This is a genomic window from Vibrio profundi (assembly GCF_043642225.1).
Lineage (GTDB): Bacteria > Pseudomonadota > Gammaproteobacteria > Enterobacterales > Vibrionaceae > Vibrio > Vibrio profundi_A.
Genome location: NZ_JBHZSF010000001.1, coordinates 244,022 through 259,165, shown reverse-complemented (window position 1 = coordinate 259,165; position 15,144 = coordinate 244,022). Strand labels below are relative to the sequence as shown.

Annotated in this window: 13 protein-coding genes; 6 read left to right on the top strand and 7 right to left on the bottom strand. The window is 44.0% G+C overall.

Features of this window, described 5'->3' with window-relative positions:
* Window positions 1-113: 113 nt before the first annotated feature.
* Window positions 114-1,244 (bottom strand): HlyD family secretion protein, encoded by a 1,131-nt coding sequence (locus ACHUFI_RS01225; protein ID WP_394246319.1) that lies wholly within the window; start codon window positions 1,242-1,244, stop codon window positions 114-116.
* Window positions 1,244-1,615, bottom strand: a complete 372-nt coding sequence (locus ACHUFI_RS01220; protein WP_394246317.1) for a DUF3302 domain-containing protein — start codon at window positions 1,613-1,615, stop codon at window positions 1,244-1,246. Before ACHUFI_RS01220 ends, ACHUFI_RS01225 begins: the two co-directional genes overlap by 1 nt.
* A gap of 204 nt (window positions 1,616-1,819) precedes the next feature.
* On the opposite strand from ACHUFI_RS01220, the gene ACHUFI_RS01215 reads away from it, so the two are divergent.
* The gene (locus ACHUFI_RS01215) at window positions 1,820-2,707 is read left to right on the top strand and encodes a DMT family transporter (RefSeq protein WP_394246315.1); all 888 of its coding nucleotides are present in this window, start codon (window positions 1,820-1,822) and stop codon (window positions 2,705-2,707) included.
* 51 nt (window positions 2,708-2,758) lie between these two features.
* Here ACHUFI_RS01215 and ACHUFI_RS01210 read toward each other — a convergent pair whose 3' ends face one another.
* The 4 genes from ACHUFI_RS01210 to deoD form a co-directional block, all read right to left on the bottom strand.
* Window positions 2,759-4,339 carry a GGDEF domain-containing protein gene (locus tag ACHUFI_RS01210; RefSeq protein ID WP_394246314.1) on the bottom strand — a complete coding sequence of 527 codons (1,581 nt, stop codon included), beginning with the start codon at window positions 4,337-4,339 and terminating at the stop codon, window positions 2,759-2,761.
* The gene (locus tag ACHUFI_RS01205; protein ID WP_394246313.1) at window positions 4,320-5,819 is read right to left on the bottom strand and encodes a hypothetical protein; all 1,500 of its coding nucleotides are present in this window, start codon (window positions 5,817-5,819) and stop codon (window positions 4,320-4,322) included. Before ACHUFI_RS01205 ends, ACHUFI_RS01210 begins: the two co-directional genes overlap by 20 nt.
* A 194-nt stretch (window positions 5,820-6,013) precedes the next feature.
* On the bottom strand, window positions 6,014-7,483 hold the full coding sequence (locus ACHUFI_RS01200; RefSeq protein WP_394246311.1) for a lactate dehydrogenase: 1,470 nt from the start codon (window positions 7,481-7,483) through the stop codon (window positions 6,014-6,016).
* A 68-nt stretch (window positions 7,484-7,551) separates the two neighbouring features.
* Entirely contained in the window at window positions 7,552-8,262 is a 711-nt protein-coding gene (deoD, locus tag ACHUFI_RS01195; protein ID WP_069668414.1) for a purine-nucleoside phosphorylase, read from the bottom strand.
* Window positions 8,263-8,565: 303 nt separating this feature from the next.
* Here deoD and ACHUFI_RS01190 point away from each other — a divergent pair, with 303 nt between their 5' ends.
* From ACHUFI_RS01190 to ACHUFI_RS01175, 4 genes are read left to right on the top strand one after another with little or no spacing between them, the layout of a single operon-like run.
* The gene (locus ACHUFI_RS01190; protein ID WP_394246310.1) at window positions 8,566-9,519 is read left to right on the top strand and encodes a YbgA family protein; all 954 of its coding nucleotides are present in this window, start codon (window positions 8,566-8,568) and stop codon (window positions 9,517-9,519) included.
* Window positions 9,509-10,324 (top strand): MerR family transcriptional regulator, encoded by an 816-nt coding sequence (locus ACHUFI_RS01185; RefSeq protein WP_394246308.1) that lies wholly within the window; start codon window positions 9,509-9,511, stop codon window positions 10,322-10,324. The genes ACHUFI_RS01190 and ACHUFI_RS01185 overlap by 11 nt, the downstream gene beginning before the upstream one ends.
* A 16-nt stretch (window positions 10,325-10,340) precedes the next feature.
* Window positions 10,341-11,777, top strand: coding sequence for a deoxyribodipyrimidine photo-lyase (phrB, locus tag ACHUFI_RS01180; protein ID WP_394246307.1), 1,437 nt, complete (start codon window positions 10,341-10,343; stop codon window positions 11,775-11,777).
* A gap of 34 nt (window positions 11,778-11,811) precedes the next feature.
* Window positions 11,812-12,705: a L,D-transpeptidase family protein gene (locus ACHUFI_RS01175; protein WP_394246305.1), complete on the top strand. Its 894-nt coding sequence runs from the start codon at window positions 11,812-11,814 to the stop codon at window positions 12,703-12,705.
* Window positions 12,706-12,733: 28 nt separating this feature from the next.
* On the opposite strand, the gene ACHUFI_RS01170 is transcribed toward ACHUFI_RS01175, so the two are convergent.
* Complete coding sequence (locus ACHUFI_RS01170; RefSeq protein ID WP_394246304.1) at window positions 12,734-13,000, bottom strand: Lpp/OprI family alanine-zipper lipoprotein; 267 nt, start codon at window positions 12,998-13,000, stop codon at window positions 12,734-12,736.
* A gap of 438 nt (window positions 13,001-13,438) precedes the next feature.
* Here ACHUFI_RS01170 and ACHUFI_RS01165 point away from each other — a divergent pair, with 438 nt between their 5' ends.
* Window positions 13,439-15,070, top strand: coding sequence for a methyl-accepting chemotaxis protein (locus tag ACHUFI_RS01165; protein WP_394246303.1), 1,632 nt, complete (start codon window positions 13,439-13,441; stop codon window positions 15,068-15,070).
* The last annotated feature ends 74 nt before the right edge of the window (window positions 15,071-15,144 follow it).

The following is a 15,144-nucleotide window of genomic DNA, read 5'->3' as shown; positions in this document are numbered from 1 at the left end:
TTGATGTAGAGAACGCAGCGGAATGAATGACTTAAAGGAGTCCGTTGTAAAAAAAAAGCCAGTCGTCGCGACTGGCTTTTAAGAATGTTTCTACTCTGTTATAGAGTGAAAGATTAGTGGTCTAGGTATAGGAAGTTTTGCCAACTCTTCATTCTAATAAGGACTTTACGCATGATTGAGACGTGAGTGAAACTATCTGAATACACCGCTACTTCTACCGCTGTGCCCTGTGGTAAGTGGAAGTCAGATAAATCATCGTTGATCTTTAAAGTGACTAGCACACGACCATTGGTTCGCAGCGCTTCAGTTCCTAATAATGTACCTCGAGCTTGGAATTGGCTCTCACCGATGGCTGGAATCACTTCAACTACTTCACCCTTGAACACTTTACCTGGTAGGGCACGGAACAAGAACTCCGCTTCATATCCTGGTTGTAGGCGTTGTAGCGAGTTTTGTCTGAACGCAGCGGTATAGATCTTATCTTCAGTGTGAACAAACGTCATTACAGGAGCAAATGGTAGCGGAACGGCCATCACACCGGGTCTTAATGCTAATTGAGTCACGTAACCATCAGTAGGAGCGCGAACCACCGTTTGTTCCAAGTTGAATTCGGCTTTACGTAAATCGGCTAATAGGCTCGCAACTGCAGTGTTTTCGCCACCAATTTCAGAGTTAAGTGAAATTTGCGCTTGTTGCTGTTTCTCTTCAGCCACTTTCAATGCCGCTTCTGTTGCTTTATAAGCTTGGCGACGAGTGTCGAGTTGTTGTTCCGTGAACGCGCCTTTATCGTAGCCACGTTGGTAACGATTAAACTCGCGCTTCGCTTTGTCCCGCTCTGCGATAGCTTTGATTTTAGCCGCTTCCGCCTCACTAACAATTGAATCTAAACCTAAGGCGCCTTGGCTTGCTTCTTTCACTTTGGCTTTTAACTTAGCAACTTCAGCTTCAAATGGGATCGGGTCTATTTTAAATAGTACTTCTCCTTTCACCAACGGCTGATTAGGCTCTACGGGTACTTCAATTACTCGCCCTCTGACGCCAGAGACGATTGGAGTTGTTGAGTAGACTTGATTACCGATTTGAGTGAATGGATGGTTGTAGTTCATTAATAGAATCAAAGTACCAATTAGAACTACACCACCTAAAACAGCGGTAGGAACACTCCATTTATTGAGGGGGATGTTAAATACTTTGAAAATGGTGATACATAATGCCGCGTAGGTCATTATCAGTAGTAAATCCATTATTTGACCTCCGTGTCTTCTAGTGGGGTGTCGGCTTTCACTTGTTCTAAGCGCACGACTTCTCTTTGCAGTGTTTCAACTTGATCGATCAGCTTATCGACTCGATGGTGAATGTCATGCTGTTCTTCCTCTAGTTTTGCAAAACCCCAGCCGCGATCTTCTCGCCATAGCGTTGCCCAAATCCAAAGAAACGGCCAGATGGCATGTAGAGTAAATAAGCTCACCCAACCGGAAACGTGGATGGCATCTTGATGAGGGTGATTACGTTCTTTAGCAATTTCATAAGGAATATCATGAATAACGATGATGCCGTAGAAAATAACGAGTGCAACAAAGACGAGAAGCCCCAGTGCAAAGTAGTCTAAAAACATAACAGTTCCTTGTTAATGTTAAAAATGGGATATTGATATCTTACGCTATGGTGTAAGTATTTGTTATAAAAATAATTTGGGGCACTAAAATCGAATATTTTTTTCAGTATGTGTGAGGTTGGTCGAAGGCCGTTTTTCATTCGCTGAACTTTTCATCAGCGCACATATTGTCGGTTCGACGGTTTTATTAACAGGGAAGTAAATATGGCTTATATGGGCGAAATCGCTGCGATTGGTGCAGCTATAGTGTGGGCGTTCGCCACTTGGATATATGGGCAATTTGGACATCGCTTCTCAGCGCTTCAACTCAATATTGTTAAAGGTATTGTCGCCTCGATGATGATGTTGGTGGTTATGCCTTTTTTGCCAATGCCTGAATTTGAGATGAGCCAGAATCACTTTTGGATTTTGGCATTCTCAGGTGTTATTGGGATTGCGATCGGTGATAGCGCGTATTTTGCTGCGTTGAAACGAATTGGTGCGAACAAAACCTTGTTATTGGAATCACTGGCTCCTCCATTATCTGGAGTGCTGGCGTTGATGTTTCTTGGCGCGGCATTGACGTTGCAGAGTTGGTTAGGTGTTATCATTACTACGCTCGCCGTCACTTTTGTGGTGTTCCAACCGTCGAACTCAGGGCAGAAAACTGCGTGGAGTGGGATCGGGTTTGGTTTAGTGGCGAGCGTGTGTCAGGCGTCGGGTGTGGTGATTTCCCATTATGCGCTGGTGGCTGGCGATATCCCGCCTTTGCTCGGCGCATTAATTCGCCTGAGTATTGGGGTCATGGCCGTGATGGTTTTGATTCCGTTTGTTGAGAAAAAACCTTTTTCTTCCATGAGTTCGAATTTGAAAGCCATGACGACGATTGATAAAACATGGCTATTGGGCGCGATATTTGTGGGAACGTTTCTCGCCTTATGGTTGCAACAAGTAGCGCTGAAGCATGCGAACCCAGCGATCGCTCAAACCTTAATTGCGACTAGCCCTGTGTTTATCTTGGTTATATATGCGCTGAAAGGTGAGAAGGTTTCTATGCAAAGTTTACTTGGGACAATCGTTGCGGTAGGCGGTATTTCTCTCTTCTTCTTATAGGTTCTCATCCGTTTATCGAGAGAAAGTGAATGGTGACTGAGCAGGGGCACCCTACTCAGTACAAACTTGGTTTCGGCCGTTGGCTTTAGCTCGGTATAAAGCTTTGTCAGCACGATAGAAAGTACGCTGAGTGTTCTCTCCTTCACGATGCAAGGTAATGCCAATACTCACGGTTAAACCTCGTTCGCCTAAAATTTCTCGCCAACCATATTGATAAATACGATCACGGTAATTCTCGGCATGAAGCTCGGCTTTGGGTAGGTCAGCGTTTTCTAGAATGACTAAGAACTCTTCACCACCGAATCGAACACAAGAAGCGCCACGGAATTTGAAATAAGAAGCCAGTTCATGAGACACGCTGACGATGGCTTTATCACCCACTAAGTGGCTCAGTTCATCGTTAATTGACTTAAAGTGATCGATGTCGACAACCATGAGAGCAAAAGGGGTTTCGTGGAGCAGCAGGTCTTTCAGCTTAACGTCGAGCCAACGGCGGTTATGCAGGCTTGTAAGAGGGTCGGTAAACACATCTTGTTGAAGCTGAGCTACGGTATTTTTGTGCTGTTCAGTGGTTTCTTTGAGCTCTTTGTTTTCTTGTTCAGACAAAATGAGTTTCAGCTGAAGTTCGAAGCGCGAGATACGGCGGAGCTGGCTTGCCCCTAATTCACTGATTGGAATTTGCTTCATCAAATCCGTTTCAATGCGATAGCCTTTCTTTTCATAGGCTAAAGCTTCTTGGAACTTGCCTTGGCTCATGCATACGTCGCTGAGTGAGTCATAAAAGCGTTTCGCTAGAACCGGAGAGGAATACAGTTTGATACGTTTATTGGTGCTTTCCAGAATCATGCTGGCAATTTGCTGTTTGCCGATAATATTGAGGCAATGGGCAAGCTCTAATCGGATCATGGTGGTTAGCCAACTAGCTTGGGTGTTACCCGCGCTATATTGGACCCGAGCGAGACATAACAATGCATCGTGGTACTCTTTTTGAGCGCGCAAAATCTTCGCTTGGTAAAGTAAAATTTGAGCGGTGAGGTGCTTGTCGCTCACCAAAATACTGAGTTCTTCGCACTCACGAAGTAGGTCGCTCGCAGCAGAGATTCGATTTAAGTAGATTAAGCTAGCGACGGTATGCAGCTTGTATCGAAGGCGTAATGAACGGCTACTGATCGCGTGATCTATACTGTCGATTTTCTGGTAATAACGGAGTGCTCGATTGTGATCACCATAAGCGTCACATAGATTGCCCATACCTAAAATAGCGAGTACGTATTCGTCGATATAACCATGCTCGACTGCGATGGTCGATGAAACAACAAACTCGTGAAGAGCGGCGGTGTAGTCCCCAACCTCGACTAAACGTTCACTAAGGCTGCAACGGACGGTGAGGATGTCTTCAACATCTTCCGGCAAGGTAAGTAAGTCGAGTGCAAGACGCAACTCGTCGAGACTAATTTGATTTTGTTTTAATTCCGCTCGGTACTCGGCACTGATGATGTAGCAGTGCGCGCGTTCTTTAGGGGTCGTCGAAATGTGTTGGCGGATGTGGTTCCAAAAGATGATCGCTTCTTCGCCAGATACCGACGAAGGATCCAAACCCGCATCAGTAATTTTATTTAGCAGCGCTTCCATCTTTGTTTACCTTTTTCATTTTTAGGTTCTGGGTTTCTTCCAACTGCTCAAGCGTAAAAGGAAAAGTTAAAATGTCGTTGAGCGAGATGGTTGGCTTTTGCCCTTTTAGACCTCGTCGTTTCCATGGATAAATGTCTAACATGGTTTTTAAGGTCTGGAAGATTTCGTTTGCCGCATCACCTTTTTCCGCCAGCATCAGGGCGACACGCTCTGAACTCAAGCGGGATATAAGGTCGTTTTGATTACAAAAGGTGTGCGCAATTTCAGTACAGACTTCAAGGTAACTAGGATCCGGGTGCTGAAACATGATGATGCTATGGTTTGAGCGCTTAAGCTCCGTTTTGTATAACACCATTTGTTCCCACCAATAGGTTTCTGAAACCACATGGGAGAAATGTTTTTCTGGGTCGTACTCGTGTTGTCCACGAATTCGATTGATCAGTTTTCTTGCGCGTTGTTCTAATTGTCGCTTGGAGCTGCGCGCCTTATCGAGACCGACACGAGTGGTTTGCTCTCGAAGCATTTCAGTTGAGTATTTACGATACTTTTTGAAAGCAACTAAAGCACCTTCAAAGTCATGGTTTTCTTCAGCAACGAGTGACTGCTGGAAGCAAATTTGGCTAAGTAATTCACCGTTATCAAAGGTTCCGGCGGATTGCTCTGCAAGGGATAGCAGCTCTGAGGCTTCATTTGGATTTTTTCTTAGTAGCTCCAAACGCGCACGGCTGATGAATGAGTGTGCCTTCATCCAAGTTAAATCGTGCTCCACAGCTAAGCTATGGGCTTTTTCGGTGGCTTTTTCAGCGTCGTCTAAGCGTTCTAAACCGAGTAACGCTAACCCTCGGAAATCCCATACTTCGGCTTGCCAGGTCTTATCACTGTGCCCTTCTAAGACTTCTTCTGCGCCATCCAATACCGACAACATTTCCACGTAATTCTGAAGTAGGTAGTAATCCCAAGCTAATAGAATTCGAGCCTTCCCTTCTAGCCAATTGATGCGCGTATTGTTGGCAACTTTTACGGCTAATCGGTGAGTGGAACACGCCAGTTTATATTCGTGGGTAATTCGCCAAATATTGCCTAGCCCAACCAAACATTCGATTTGAATTTCGACTTCTTCAACCAAGGCTGACTGTTCGAGTGCATTGATCCAAAATTGTTGAGCTGAGTAGTACTTGGCTTGGCCCCAGAATTGAAGCGCGTGGAGGTGAAGGATTTCAGGAAGGAAGTTATCGGTATCTAGGCGATTCTGCCTAGTGTGTGCCTCTTTAATGTACTTGAGGCCTTTTCGATAATCCATTATGCCCCAACATGCCTTGGACATGATCATTAAGGCTTGAATCGCCCCTTCTTCGAACAGGACCTGCTCAGCACGGGACAAACATTGCTGAGCGATTTCTAAGACGGCTTGGGGCTCAGAGTCTACGCGGCTCTGAAGTTGCTCCAATTCTGTTTCGAGAAGGTATTGGTTTTTGTCCAATTCGTATTTCCATGATTACCGAACATATTGATAACACAATCATTATAAGTGTGAGATCTGGGATAAGCACTATTTATTATCACAGTAACGTACAGAGTTCGTATTTATTTGTTAATTATATAGTACGAATTCACATTCTGGCTTTTGATTAGCAGAACTTATAAATATCAAAGACAGGAATAAGCGTGTATTGGCTAAGACAGAAGCTGCTTCAGTGTTAGAGGTGTTTCCGTTACCCCTAAGCGCTGAGCTGGTGTGAATCCTTGCTTATCTTGGTAGCACAGATTGTGCCAAGCACGGAAAATATCCAATAGAGGTAGGATTCCACCTGGGCGAAGTTTTCTTCTCGGTTCGTTAATAAAGCTATTAAATAGAACCTGAAAACGCTGTTGGTAGAATTCGGTTTGCTTGATGGAAGCTTGGTTAAACCATTGCTTTGGCGACGATTTATCGCCTGCTAGGTAGCATATTCCTTTTCTAGTACTTCCTTGGTTTGCGATCGCCCAGCGATCTCGCCACCAACTCATGTGTACGATATCGACTTTTTCAAAAGGTTGCTCTGAATTCCAGCCTTCATCTTCTTCTACGTACATTAAGTCAATATTTTGGCTTTGAATTCGCGGCAAACAAACGCTCAATGCGGCAGAACGAAGTAATGGGTCCTGTGGCATATAAATAGAGACATGTTTATCTTGCTCGCACATGTCCAGAACATGCAGGAAGTGTGCATAGGAAGTGTAAGGTGGTCGAACTAATGCCCCTTTTGACGGGTAAGTAAATGAGGTTAGATTCCCCATAGGGTCTTCGACGTTACCACGAGCTAAAATGGTTTGGTATTTTTGCTCAATTCGCTCACGCAATTTGTCTGAAGGTGGTGGTGTTTCTAAGTTTGCTTCTGCAGAGTGTTCACGGGAGACAAAGCGAGACACTTCATCGTACGGGTTATGATCCGTTTGCCCTTGAGGCTCTTCATTACCTGAATAATTGACATGTTGGCACAGAATGTAACCAGAGTGAGCTTCACCGGTAGCAATCCATAGCACGCCGTTATTGCTGTTCGGTTGCAACAATTGGTAGTGGGAAGCGAACTGATAGTGCTCGGCGTGATTCACCCATCTTGCGTCGATCATCGCTAACTTTCTGCGACAACGGCTGGCAATATGCTCAACATGGTCATAGAAGGTTTTCGGGTTGATTTCGAGCTTACGGCAAATTTCACGTACGGAATAACCCATGAACAATAAGCCCATGAGGTTTTCTTGGAATTGAAGTTTTTTATTCGAACCCGACCACTTGTCTACAAAAGTGGACTGGCACTGCTTGCAGCGATAGCGCTGCCTGTCACCACTGAAACCAAAAGCATGGTAGAGGTGTTTATGGGTATGAACGGACAGGCCAAAATTATCACAGTCGTCATTTCGACAAGCTGGAAGCCCATCACTGTGAAGTTGTCTTAAACGATGGAGTTCGTTTAACACTTCACGGTTGTTAAGTAAGGGGGGGAAAGCTCCACATTCACGACAAACCATCGCCGGACGCTTAGGGTTCGCATGTTGCAAAACGTAACGTTTTGCATCGCTCAATCCAAAGTTGTCACACGCCAATGTTTTACAAAAGTTGAGTTGTAAACCATCTGCATCTTTTGGCAGTTCGCCGTTAGACACGATCGCCCCCTCGGGATTATCTGGGCAGCCAAGCGAACTTGGCTGCAAAGTACTGCGTTTCAACGTAATTAGATGTTGATAGCGGTTTCTAGTGCTACTTTCATCATGTCGTTGAACGACTTTTGACGCTCTTCTGAGCTTAGTTTCTCACCACGGATGATGTGATCTGAAACCGTCAGAATAGTCAGTGCTTTAGCGCCTAAGTCAGCAGCAACGCCGTAGATACCAGCTGCTTCCATGTCTACACCTAGAATGCCTAGTTTTTCCATCTTCTCGAAGATGTCTGCTTCAGGAGTGTAGAAAAGGTCTGCAGAGAATACGTTACCTACTTTTACTGGTACTTCTTGAGTACGAGCTTGATTTACAGCTTCTTCTAGAAGACCGAAATCAGCGATAGCAGCGAAGTCGTGGTCGTTGAAACGAATACGGTTAACTTTAGAGTCAGTTGAAGCACCCATGCCGATCACAACGTCCATTAGTTTCACGTCGTCACGAACTGCGCCACAGCTACCTACACGAATTACGTTTTTCACGCCGTATTCAGCGATTAGCTCGTGTACGTAGATACAGCAAGATGGGATACCCATGCCGTGGCCCATTACAGAGACTTTTTTGCCTTTGTATGTGCCTGTGTAACCGAACATGTTGCGAACATCACAAACTTGCTTCACGTCATCTAGGAAAGTTTCTGCGATGTATTTTGCGCGAAGCGGGTCACCAGGCATTAGGACTGTTTCAGCGAAATCACCAGGTTGTGCATTAATGTGAGGGGTTGCCATTGTACTTCTCCAAAGTTTTAGAGTTATTTACCGAACAGGAGGTAAATTACCAATTCTGTTGAATCTGTTTGTTTCTGTTGAGGCAATATTAGCGAGATAAATAACCCTTCCTTGAGAGCTTTGTCACAAATTGGCTCGACATCTTAAGAGTAGCTCGACTTTATAACTAAATCTGTTGAAAGTTGTATGGCAATCGTTTTGCCAATCGTTTGTTTTTATCTTGTACATAAATAAAACTTGTACAATGGTGGTGTATGCGCTATTTCTTATACAAGGTAAAAATTTGTATAACGGGTGTGTACTATGAAAGAGCATGAAATCAGAGTTGGCGTGAGCGCTTGTGTTGTAGGGGAAAAGGTTCGTTTTGATTCCGGCCACAAGCAGAGCAACTTCGTGACAAAAGAACTCACCAAAGTGTTTTCTTTAATTCCCATCTGCCCTGAAGTAGGGATTGGCATGTCAGTCCCGCGTCCGACGATTCGCTTGATCAGCAATGAAGAGCGGATAGCGTTGGTGGAAACAAAAGATCCAACTAAAGATTACACGGAGCAAATGCTGAGTTACTCTCGAGATAAGGCTAAAGAGCTTATAAACAAGGAGTTATGCGGATACATTGTGTGTGCCAAGTCTCCAACTTGCGGGATGGAGAGAGTAAAGATCTATGCACATAGCCAAGCGACTAAATCTGGTGTGGGTCTATACACTCAGGAGCTTCAAAAGGCGATGCCTTGGTTGCCAATAGAAGAAGATGGACGCTTGAATGATCCTGTTCTAAAAGAAAATTTTATTGCCCGAGTCTATTGCCTAAAAGATTTTTACGACTCTATGGAGGATGCGCCAAGTCCAGGGAAAATTGTGGCGTTTCATTCTCGCTATAAGCTCACGCTAATGGCGCACCACCCAGAATCGTATAAAAAAATGGGTAAATTGGTGGCTAACGTTAAGCAATATGAACCTCAAGAGTTCTTTCAGTTATATCGCCTCGCATTGATGGAAGCGATTTCCCATAAAGCCACACGCAAGAATAACACTAACACTTTGATGCACATTCAGGGCTACTTTAAGCGAGCGCTGGATCAAGTAGAAAAACAAGAGCTATCTAAGTTAATTGACGACTATCGTGTCGGGGTATTGCCTTTGCTAGCTCCGTTAACTTTGATTAATCATTATCTGAAGAAGTACCCAGATAGCTATCTGGCACAACAACGATATTTAGAACCGTATCCAGAAGAGCTCAGATTACGTTATGGATTATAAGAACGTGGAAGAAAAAAGACTGTACGCAATTAGAGAGGTGTCGGAGATGACAGGTGTGAAGCCGGTTACGCTTCGTGCATGGCAGCGCCGATATGGGTTAGTGCAACCAGAAAGAACAGAGAAAGGGCACCGACTATATACCGATGCCAACATAGAAATGATCAATGAGATACAAGATTGGCTCTCTAAAGGTGTTTCTATCGGCAAAGTAAAAGCGCTTTTAACATCCGACAGCGACAACGAACTTGTGGCGGAGGCGACGAACTTAGTATTGGAAGAGGTGGATGTCTTACTTTCTTCACTGGCTGCTTTAAACAAAGGACAAGCAGAAAGCATCATTGCAACCGTTTTCAAAGAGTACCCGCTAGATATTGTCAGCGACCAATTTGTACTTCCCGCAATCAAAGCTATGAGGCTAGTGAAAGGCCCGCTAAGAACGATTCAACAAGCATTGTTTCAAAGCCTAATGGTGACACGGTTAACCATGATTGTTGAGGTTGAAAGTAAAGCGAGCACAAAAGGAAAATGTTTGTTTGTGAATCTTGATACCGTTGGCAGCGTTCCTGCTTGGTTATTTGCAGTGTGCCAAGCAGAGCAAGGTTTTAACGTAACGGTACTTGATGGTGTGGATGATCTTGCGGTGATTGGTGATGAGTCGGTTCTCGAGTCATATCAACGTGTAACCTTATTCTCCAACAAAGCGTTGGTTCAAAAGCAGCAAGACAAACTAAAAGCGTTAGTTACCCAAACGAAAACAGAAATTACTACTTCAGAGGTTCTGAGTAAGTTGCATTTTCCAGCATGACTTAAGTGAATAAACGATGAATATAGTATGGTTTCGACGCGATCTAAGAACGATTGATAACACAGCCTTAATTCGAGCTTCAGAAACTGGCCAGCCAACTGTGGCGCTATTTATTGCGACACCAGAGCAGTGGCGCAAGCATCACCTTGCGCCTATTCAAGCTGATTTGATAGCCCGGCGTTTAACGGATCTTTCTGAGGAATTGGCGTTACTTAATATTCAATTAGTGTACAGGGAAGTGAACGACTTTTCTGATGTTCCACAGCTGTTTACTGAACTCGCGGCGCAGCTAAGTATTGAACATGTTTTTGCGAATAAAGAATATGAAGTTAATGAGCAGAAGAGGGATCAATCGGTTGCAAGTGTCTTAAATCATTTGGGAGCAAGCTTTCAGAGCTTTGATGATAAGTGTGTGTTTGCTCCGACATCGATTCTCAACAAACAAGGGCAATACTTTAAGGTATTCACCCCGTTTAAAAGGGCTTGGTTGGCGCGCTTCCAACCTCCAATGATCAGTAAACCTCAGTTACTACCCGAAGTAGAGCTTCCTCTACAGGCTCGGCAGTGGGTATGGAGCGAGTCTACTGAATTTACTTATCCCAAAGTCTCCAGTGAGGGGTGGGTAACTAACTCTCACCAAATCATTGAACAACTGAGAGCTTTTTGCACGGATGAGGTCAAAGCTTACAAAACGCAAAGGGATTTCCCTTACTTAGATAGCACGAGCCGTTTATCGGCCTACCTTGCCATTGGTGCGTTGTCGGTACGCCAGTGTATCGCCCGTCTTTACTACAACCAATCAAACGGCGAACCGACCGAAGGTGAACAAACATGGCTCAGTGAGTTAATTTGGCGAGAGTTCTATCAGCATTTACTTGTGTTTGAACCAAAGCTGTCAAAAGGGATTGGCTTTGTCTCTTGGGAAGCAAATATTACTTGGCCTGGCCAGAGTGAATGGTTTGAAAAGTGGAAGCGCGGCGAAACTGGCTACCCCATTGTGGATGCCGCAATGAAACAGCTCAACACGACAGGCTGGATGCATAACCGCTTGAGAATGATAGTCGCGAGTTTTTTAACGAAAGATCTGCATATTGATTGGCGATGGGGTGAAGCTTACTTCATGAGCAAATTGATTGATGGCGATTATGCGGCTAATAATGGAGGCTGGCAGTGGTGTGCATCTACAGGGTGCGATGGTCAGCCGTACTTTAGGATTTTTAATCCAACAAGCCAAGGTGAAAAGTTTGATCCCGAAGGAGACTTTGTGAAGCACTGGATACCAGCGCTACACGATGTACCTAAGAAGTGGGTGCACCAACCTTGGAACTCGGAAAACGCGCATATGTTAGATTACCCCTCGCCAATAGTTGATCATAAAGCGGAAAGGGCGTTAACCTTAACTTTATACAAAGAAGCTAAGGACAGTCCGGTTCATGCACATCAAGCGGAATAACCTGATACATACTCATATTCATAAAGCCTTGAAAATGGCTGTTTTGACCACCAGTTTGCTGGTCAGCTCGGCTCATGCTGCTGTGTTTGAACTACCCCAAGATAACAGCCGAATTATTGGCCGTATTCAACACCACGAAGTAGAAAAAGGTGAGACATTAGCTGAAATAGCCAAGCAGTATGATGTTGGCTTTTTGTCCTTGATGGCTGCAAATAAAGGCGTCGATCCATTTCTTCCTGAAGAAGGGTATGTACTTAGTATTCCCACACAATTGATCCTTCCTCATACTGAAAGAGAAGGGATTGTTATTAATCTCGCTGAGCTTAGGCTGTATTATTTCCAGCCGGAGTTAAATCAAGTTCACGTCTTTCCTGTTGGGATTGGCAGAGTTGGGCGTGATACGCCTGAAATGGTCACCAAGATCAGTCAAAAGCGTCCCAACCCAACTTGGACCCCTCCTCAATCCATTCGCAAAGAATATCTGGAAAAAGGCATCGATCTTCCGGCGGTGGTGCCCGCTGGTCCAGAAAACCCACTCGGTAACTACGCACTTCGATTAGCCTATGGTAGCGGTGAGTATCTTATTCATGGTACCAACAAAGAATTCGGGATTGGTTTACGCGTCAGTTCGGGCTGTATACGTATGGAGCCAAAAGACATTGAATGGCTATTTGAACAAGTATCTAAAGGTGAAAAAGTCAAAGTGATCAATGAACCGATTAAAGTGGCGTTGGAGCCGGATAGAAGTGTCTTTATTGAAGCGCACGAGCCGTTAACAAGAAGTGATGGTTCAAAGAAAACTCTTGCGGTGCCAATGGAGCTCAGCTGGTGGCTAGAAGATGCGGATCTGTCTGATACAAAAGCACGCGCAGCGATATTTGCGCAGAATGGTATCCCTATAGAAATAGCAGCGCCTACTCAAAAGTAGGCGCTGGTCTTACAAAATTATTATTAAATTATTTTGTGTACGATTGAGCGATGTTATCGATACGCTCGTTTGCTCGTGCTGCTTCTTCTTGCGCTGCCATCGCGGCATCTGAAGCTTGTTTCGCTTTCATTTCTGCGCTTGCATGTTCACTCTTAAGCGCAGCTACGTCACTATTTAGTTGAGCGATTTGGTTATTTAGGTCGTCCATTTTAGCCATTGTCGCTTCGTCTGGTCCTGAAGCACAACCCGCTAGAAGAAAAACTGATGCTGCAGCTGCGATTAACGTCTTGTTCATGAGAACTCCTTGAATCATTAGTATCAATAGATGCGCTATACATTATTAAGCATATAGTCGCTTCATTAATGATTGTAGCGACAAAAAAATGAAGCACATAGTTAATAGCTAACAAAATCAACAAATAATTTAAATAGCTAGATTGATAGGATTGTTATTCTCATTATTAAGACTGCGTAAACTTGGCTGTTAGTCTCCAAAAAATACATTACATAAAGTGTTTCTCTTGCTTTCCAAATGACACTCGATTGAACAAACTCACGTTAATGTTCCTAAAGAGCTAACTTTGATTATTTTAATTTGCCTGCAAAGTCATATTTACAGTATGGTTAATTGTAATTAGGGGTGGATTAGCAGATACTAATGAACGGTGAGCGTGCTAACTGATTTTTAAGTTAGCACTCTACGTAATCTAACGACTTCATTAGGACTCTTTGCATGTTCAAGGGTGTATCAATTAAGCACAAGTTGATTGTGCCTCTCTTTCTTTTAATTCTTATTTCCTCTACTAGCAGTATTCTCAACATCAGATTAACTTGGATGCAGAATGATATTTCTGAGCAGCTATCTGAACAATTGATGCCAGCGTTATTAGCGATGGAAGATGGTTACCGTGATATTTACCAAGCAACGTCTGCAATGCAGGGAATTGCACTTTCTCAAAGCGAAAAGGAGTTCGAACACCACCTTTTTGAATTTGAAGACAACGCCTATAAAGCGCTGCCGAGGTTTCAGAAAGCACTATTGGCAGAAGACCTTTTACCACAGTCGTTTAGCCGTGAAGTAAAGCAATTAGTGGATGCAACCAATCAATGGCTAGCAGAATACAAAGCTATTAAAGAGTATCCACAACAGGAATGGGCTTCGCATGTTATAAAAAAACAAGTCGAAATTGAGCAAAAATTTGGCGACATGCGAGACAAGCTCAACAGGGTTAAAGACGTGCTTGAAGAAAAGAAATCAGAGGCTGAACAGAATATTGCAAAGCTTAGAAATCAAGGCGAGATCAGCCTTGAACTTGGCTCATTGATTGTTTTGATGTTTGCGATTGTGTTTTTGATTTTTGTTCAACGGACCATCATAAATCCGATTAGTGAATTGAAGGAGGCACTTTTTCAAATAGCTTCTGGTGATGGGGATTTACGACAACGAGTGACGAGCAATTCGACTGATGAGCTAGGCTCAATGTCCAATTCATTTAATGAGTTCGTCTCTAAAATTGAGAAAACCATCAATCACGTGATTTGTACAACTGAAACCCTTAGAAATGAAGTGCAAGCGCTAGAAAAGCTAACAATTAATATTTCGAGTTCAACGGATCTTCAACAACGTGATAGTGAAGCGGTTGCGTCTGCCGTCCATGAGATGCTGAATACCAGTCATACGGTGTCGGGCAGTGCGACGCAGACGGCTGATTTAACTAAGCTTGCGCAAGAGCAAACAACGATCGCGAATGACACGGTGAATTCCACTATTGATTCGATCACTGAGCTGTCGAATGAGATTAATTTAGCTGGCGATGTCATTAACACTTTAAATTCCGATGTAGAACAAATTGCGTCGGTTCTCGATGTAATCCGAGGGATAGCCGATCAAACGAATTTGCTCGCGCTAAATGCGGCGATTGAAGCGGCTCGAGCAGGAGAACAAGGACGCGGCTTTGCTGTGGTTGCTGATGAAGTACGTAGTTTGGCTAGTCGCACCTCTTCCAGTACCGGTGAGATTCAAGAGATGATTGAAAAGCTGCAAAGTGGTGCCACCAAAGCGGTATCTGTTATGAGCGCAAGTGTGGCAAGTAGCGTTAATACCATTGATCATGCGGGGCTTGCGAAAGATTCGCTGACGCAAATCTTGGACGCGATTAATCATGTAAACGAGCAAGTGTCGCATATCGCTACGGCTTCTCAGGAGCAAAGTGCAGTCAGTGAAGACATCTCGCAGAATGTTCAAGCGATTGCTGACAGTAGTAATACAATAGTGAACGTGGTTTCGGAAACTCGCTTGAGTTTCCAAAAGCTTTCTTATCAATGTATTGAGTTGGATAAGTTGGTGTCTCAATTCAATCATTAATTGAGTAAACAAATATGGAAATAAAGGGCTCATTTGAGCCCTTTATTATTTTTGACCTGCAGATTGACTGAGAT

Bases quoted from the DNA above. Each gene is read 5' to 3' on its own strand.
- ACHUFI_RS01220 (WP_394246317.1), bottom strand. From the start codon at position 1,615: ATGTTTTTAGACTACTTTGCACTGGGGCTTCTCGTCTTTGTTGCACTC.
- phrB (WP_394246307.1), top strand. From the start codon at position 10,341: ATGAATATAGTATGGTTTCGACGCGATCTAAGAACGATTGATAACACA.
- ACHUFI_RS01225 (WP_394246319.1), bottom strand. From the start codon at position 1,244: ATGGATTTACTACTGATAATGACCTACGCGGCATTATGTATCACCATT.
- ACHUFI_RS01175 (WP_394246305.1), top strand. From the start codon at position 11,812: ATGGCTGTTTTGACCACCAGTTTGCTGGTCAGCTCGGCTCATGCTGCT.
- ACHUFI_RS01185 (WP_394246308.1), top strand. From the start codon at position 9,509: ATGGATTATAAGAACGTGGAAGAAAAAAGACTGTACGCAATTAGAGAG.
- ACHUFI_RS01210 (WP_394246314.1), bottom strand. From the start codon at position 4,339: ATGGAAGCGCTGCTAAATAAAATTACTGATGCGGGTTTGGATCCTTCG.
- ACHUFI_RS01165 (WP_394246303.1), top strand. From the start codon at position 13,439: ATGTTCAAGGGTGTATCAATTAAGCACAAGTTGATTGTGCCTCTCTTT.
- ACHUFI_RS01190 (WP_394246310.1), top strand. From the start codon at position 8,566: ATGAAAGAGCATGAAATCAGAGTTGGCGTGAGCGCTTGTGTTGTAGGG.
- ACHUFI_RS01170 (WP_394246304.1), bottom strand. From the start codon at position 13,000: ATGAACAAGACGTTAATCGCAGCTGCAGCATCAGTTTTTCTTCTAGCG.
- ACHUFI_RS01215 (WP_394246315.1), top strand. From the start codon at position 1,820: ATGGCTTATATGGGCGAAATCGCTGCGATTGGTGCAGCTATAGTGTGG.
- deoD (WP_069668414.1), bottom strand. From the start codon at position 8,262: ATGGCAACCCCTCACATTAATGCACAACCTGGTGATTTCGCTGAAACA.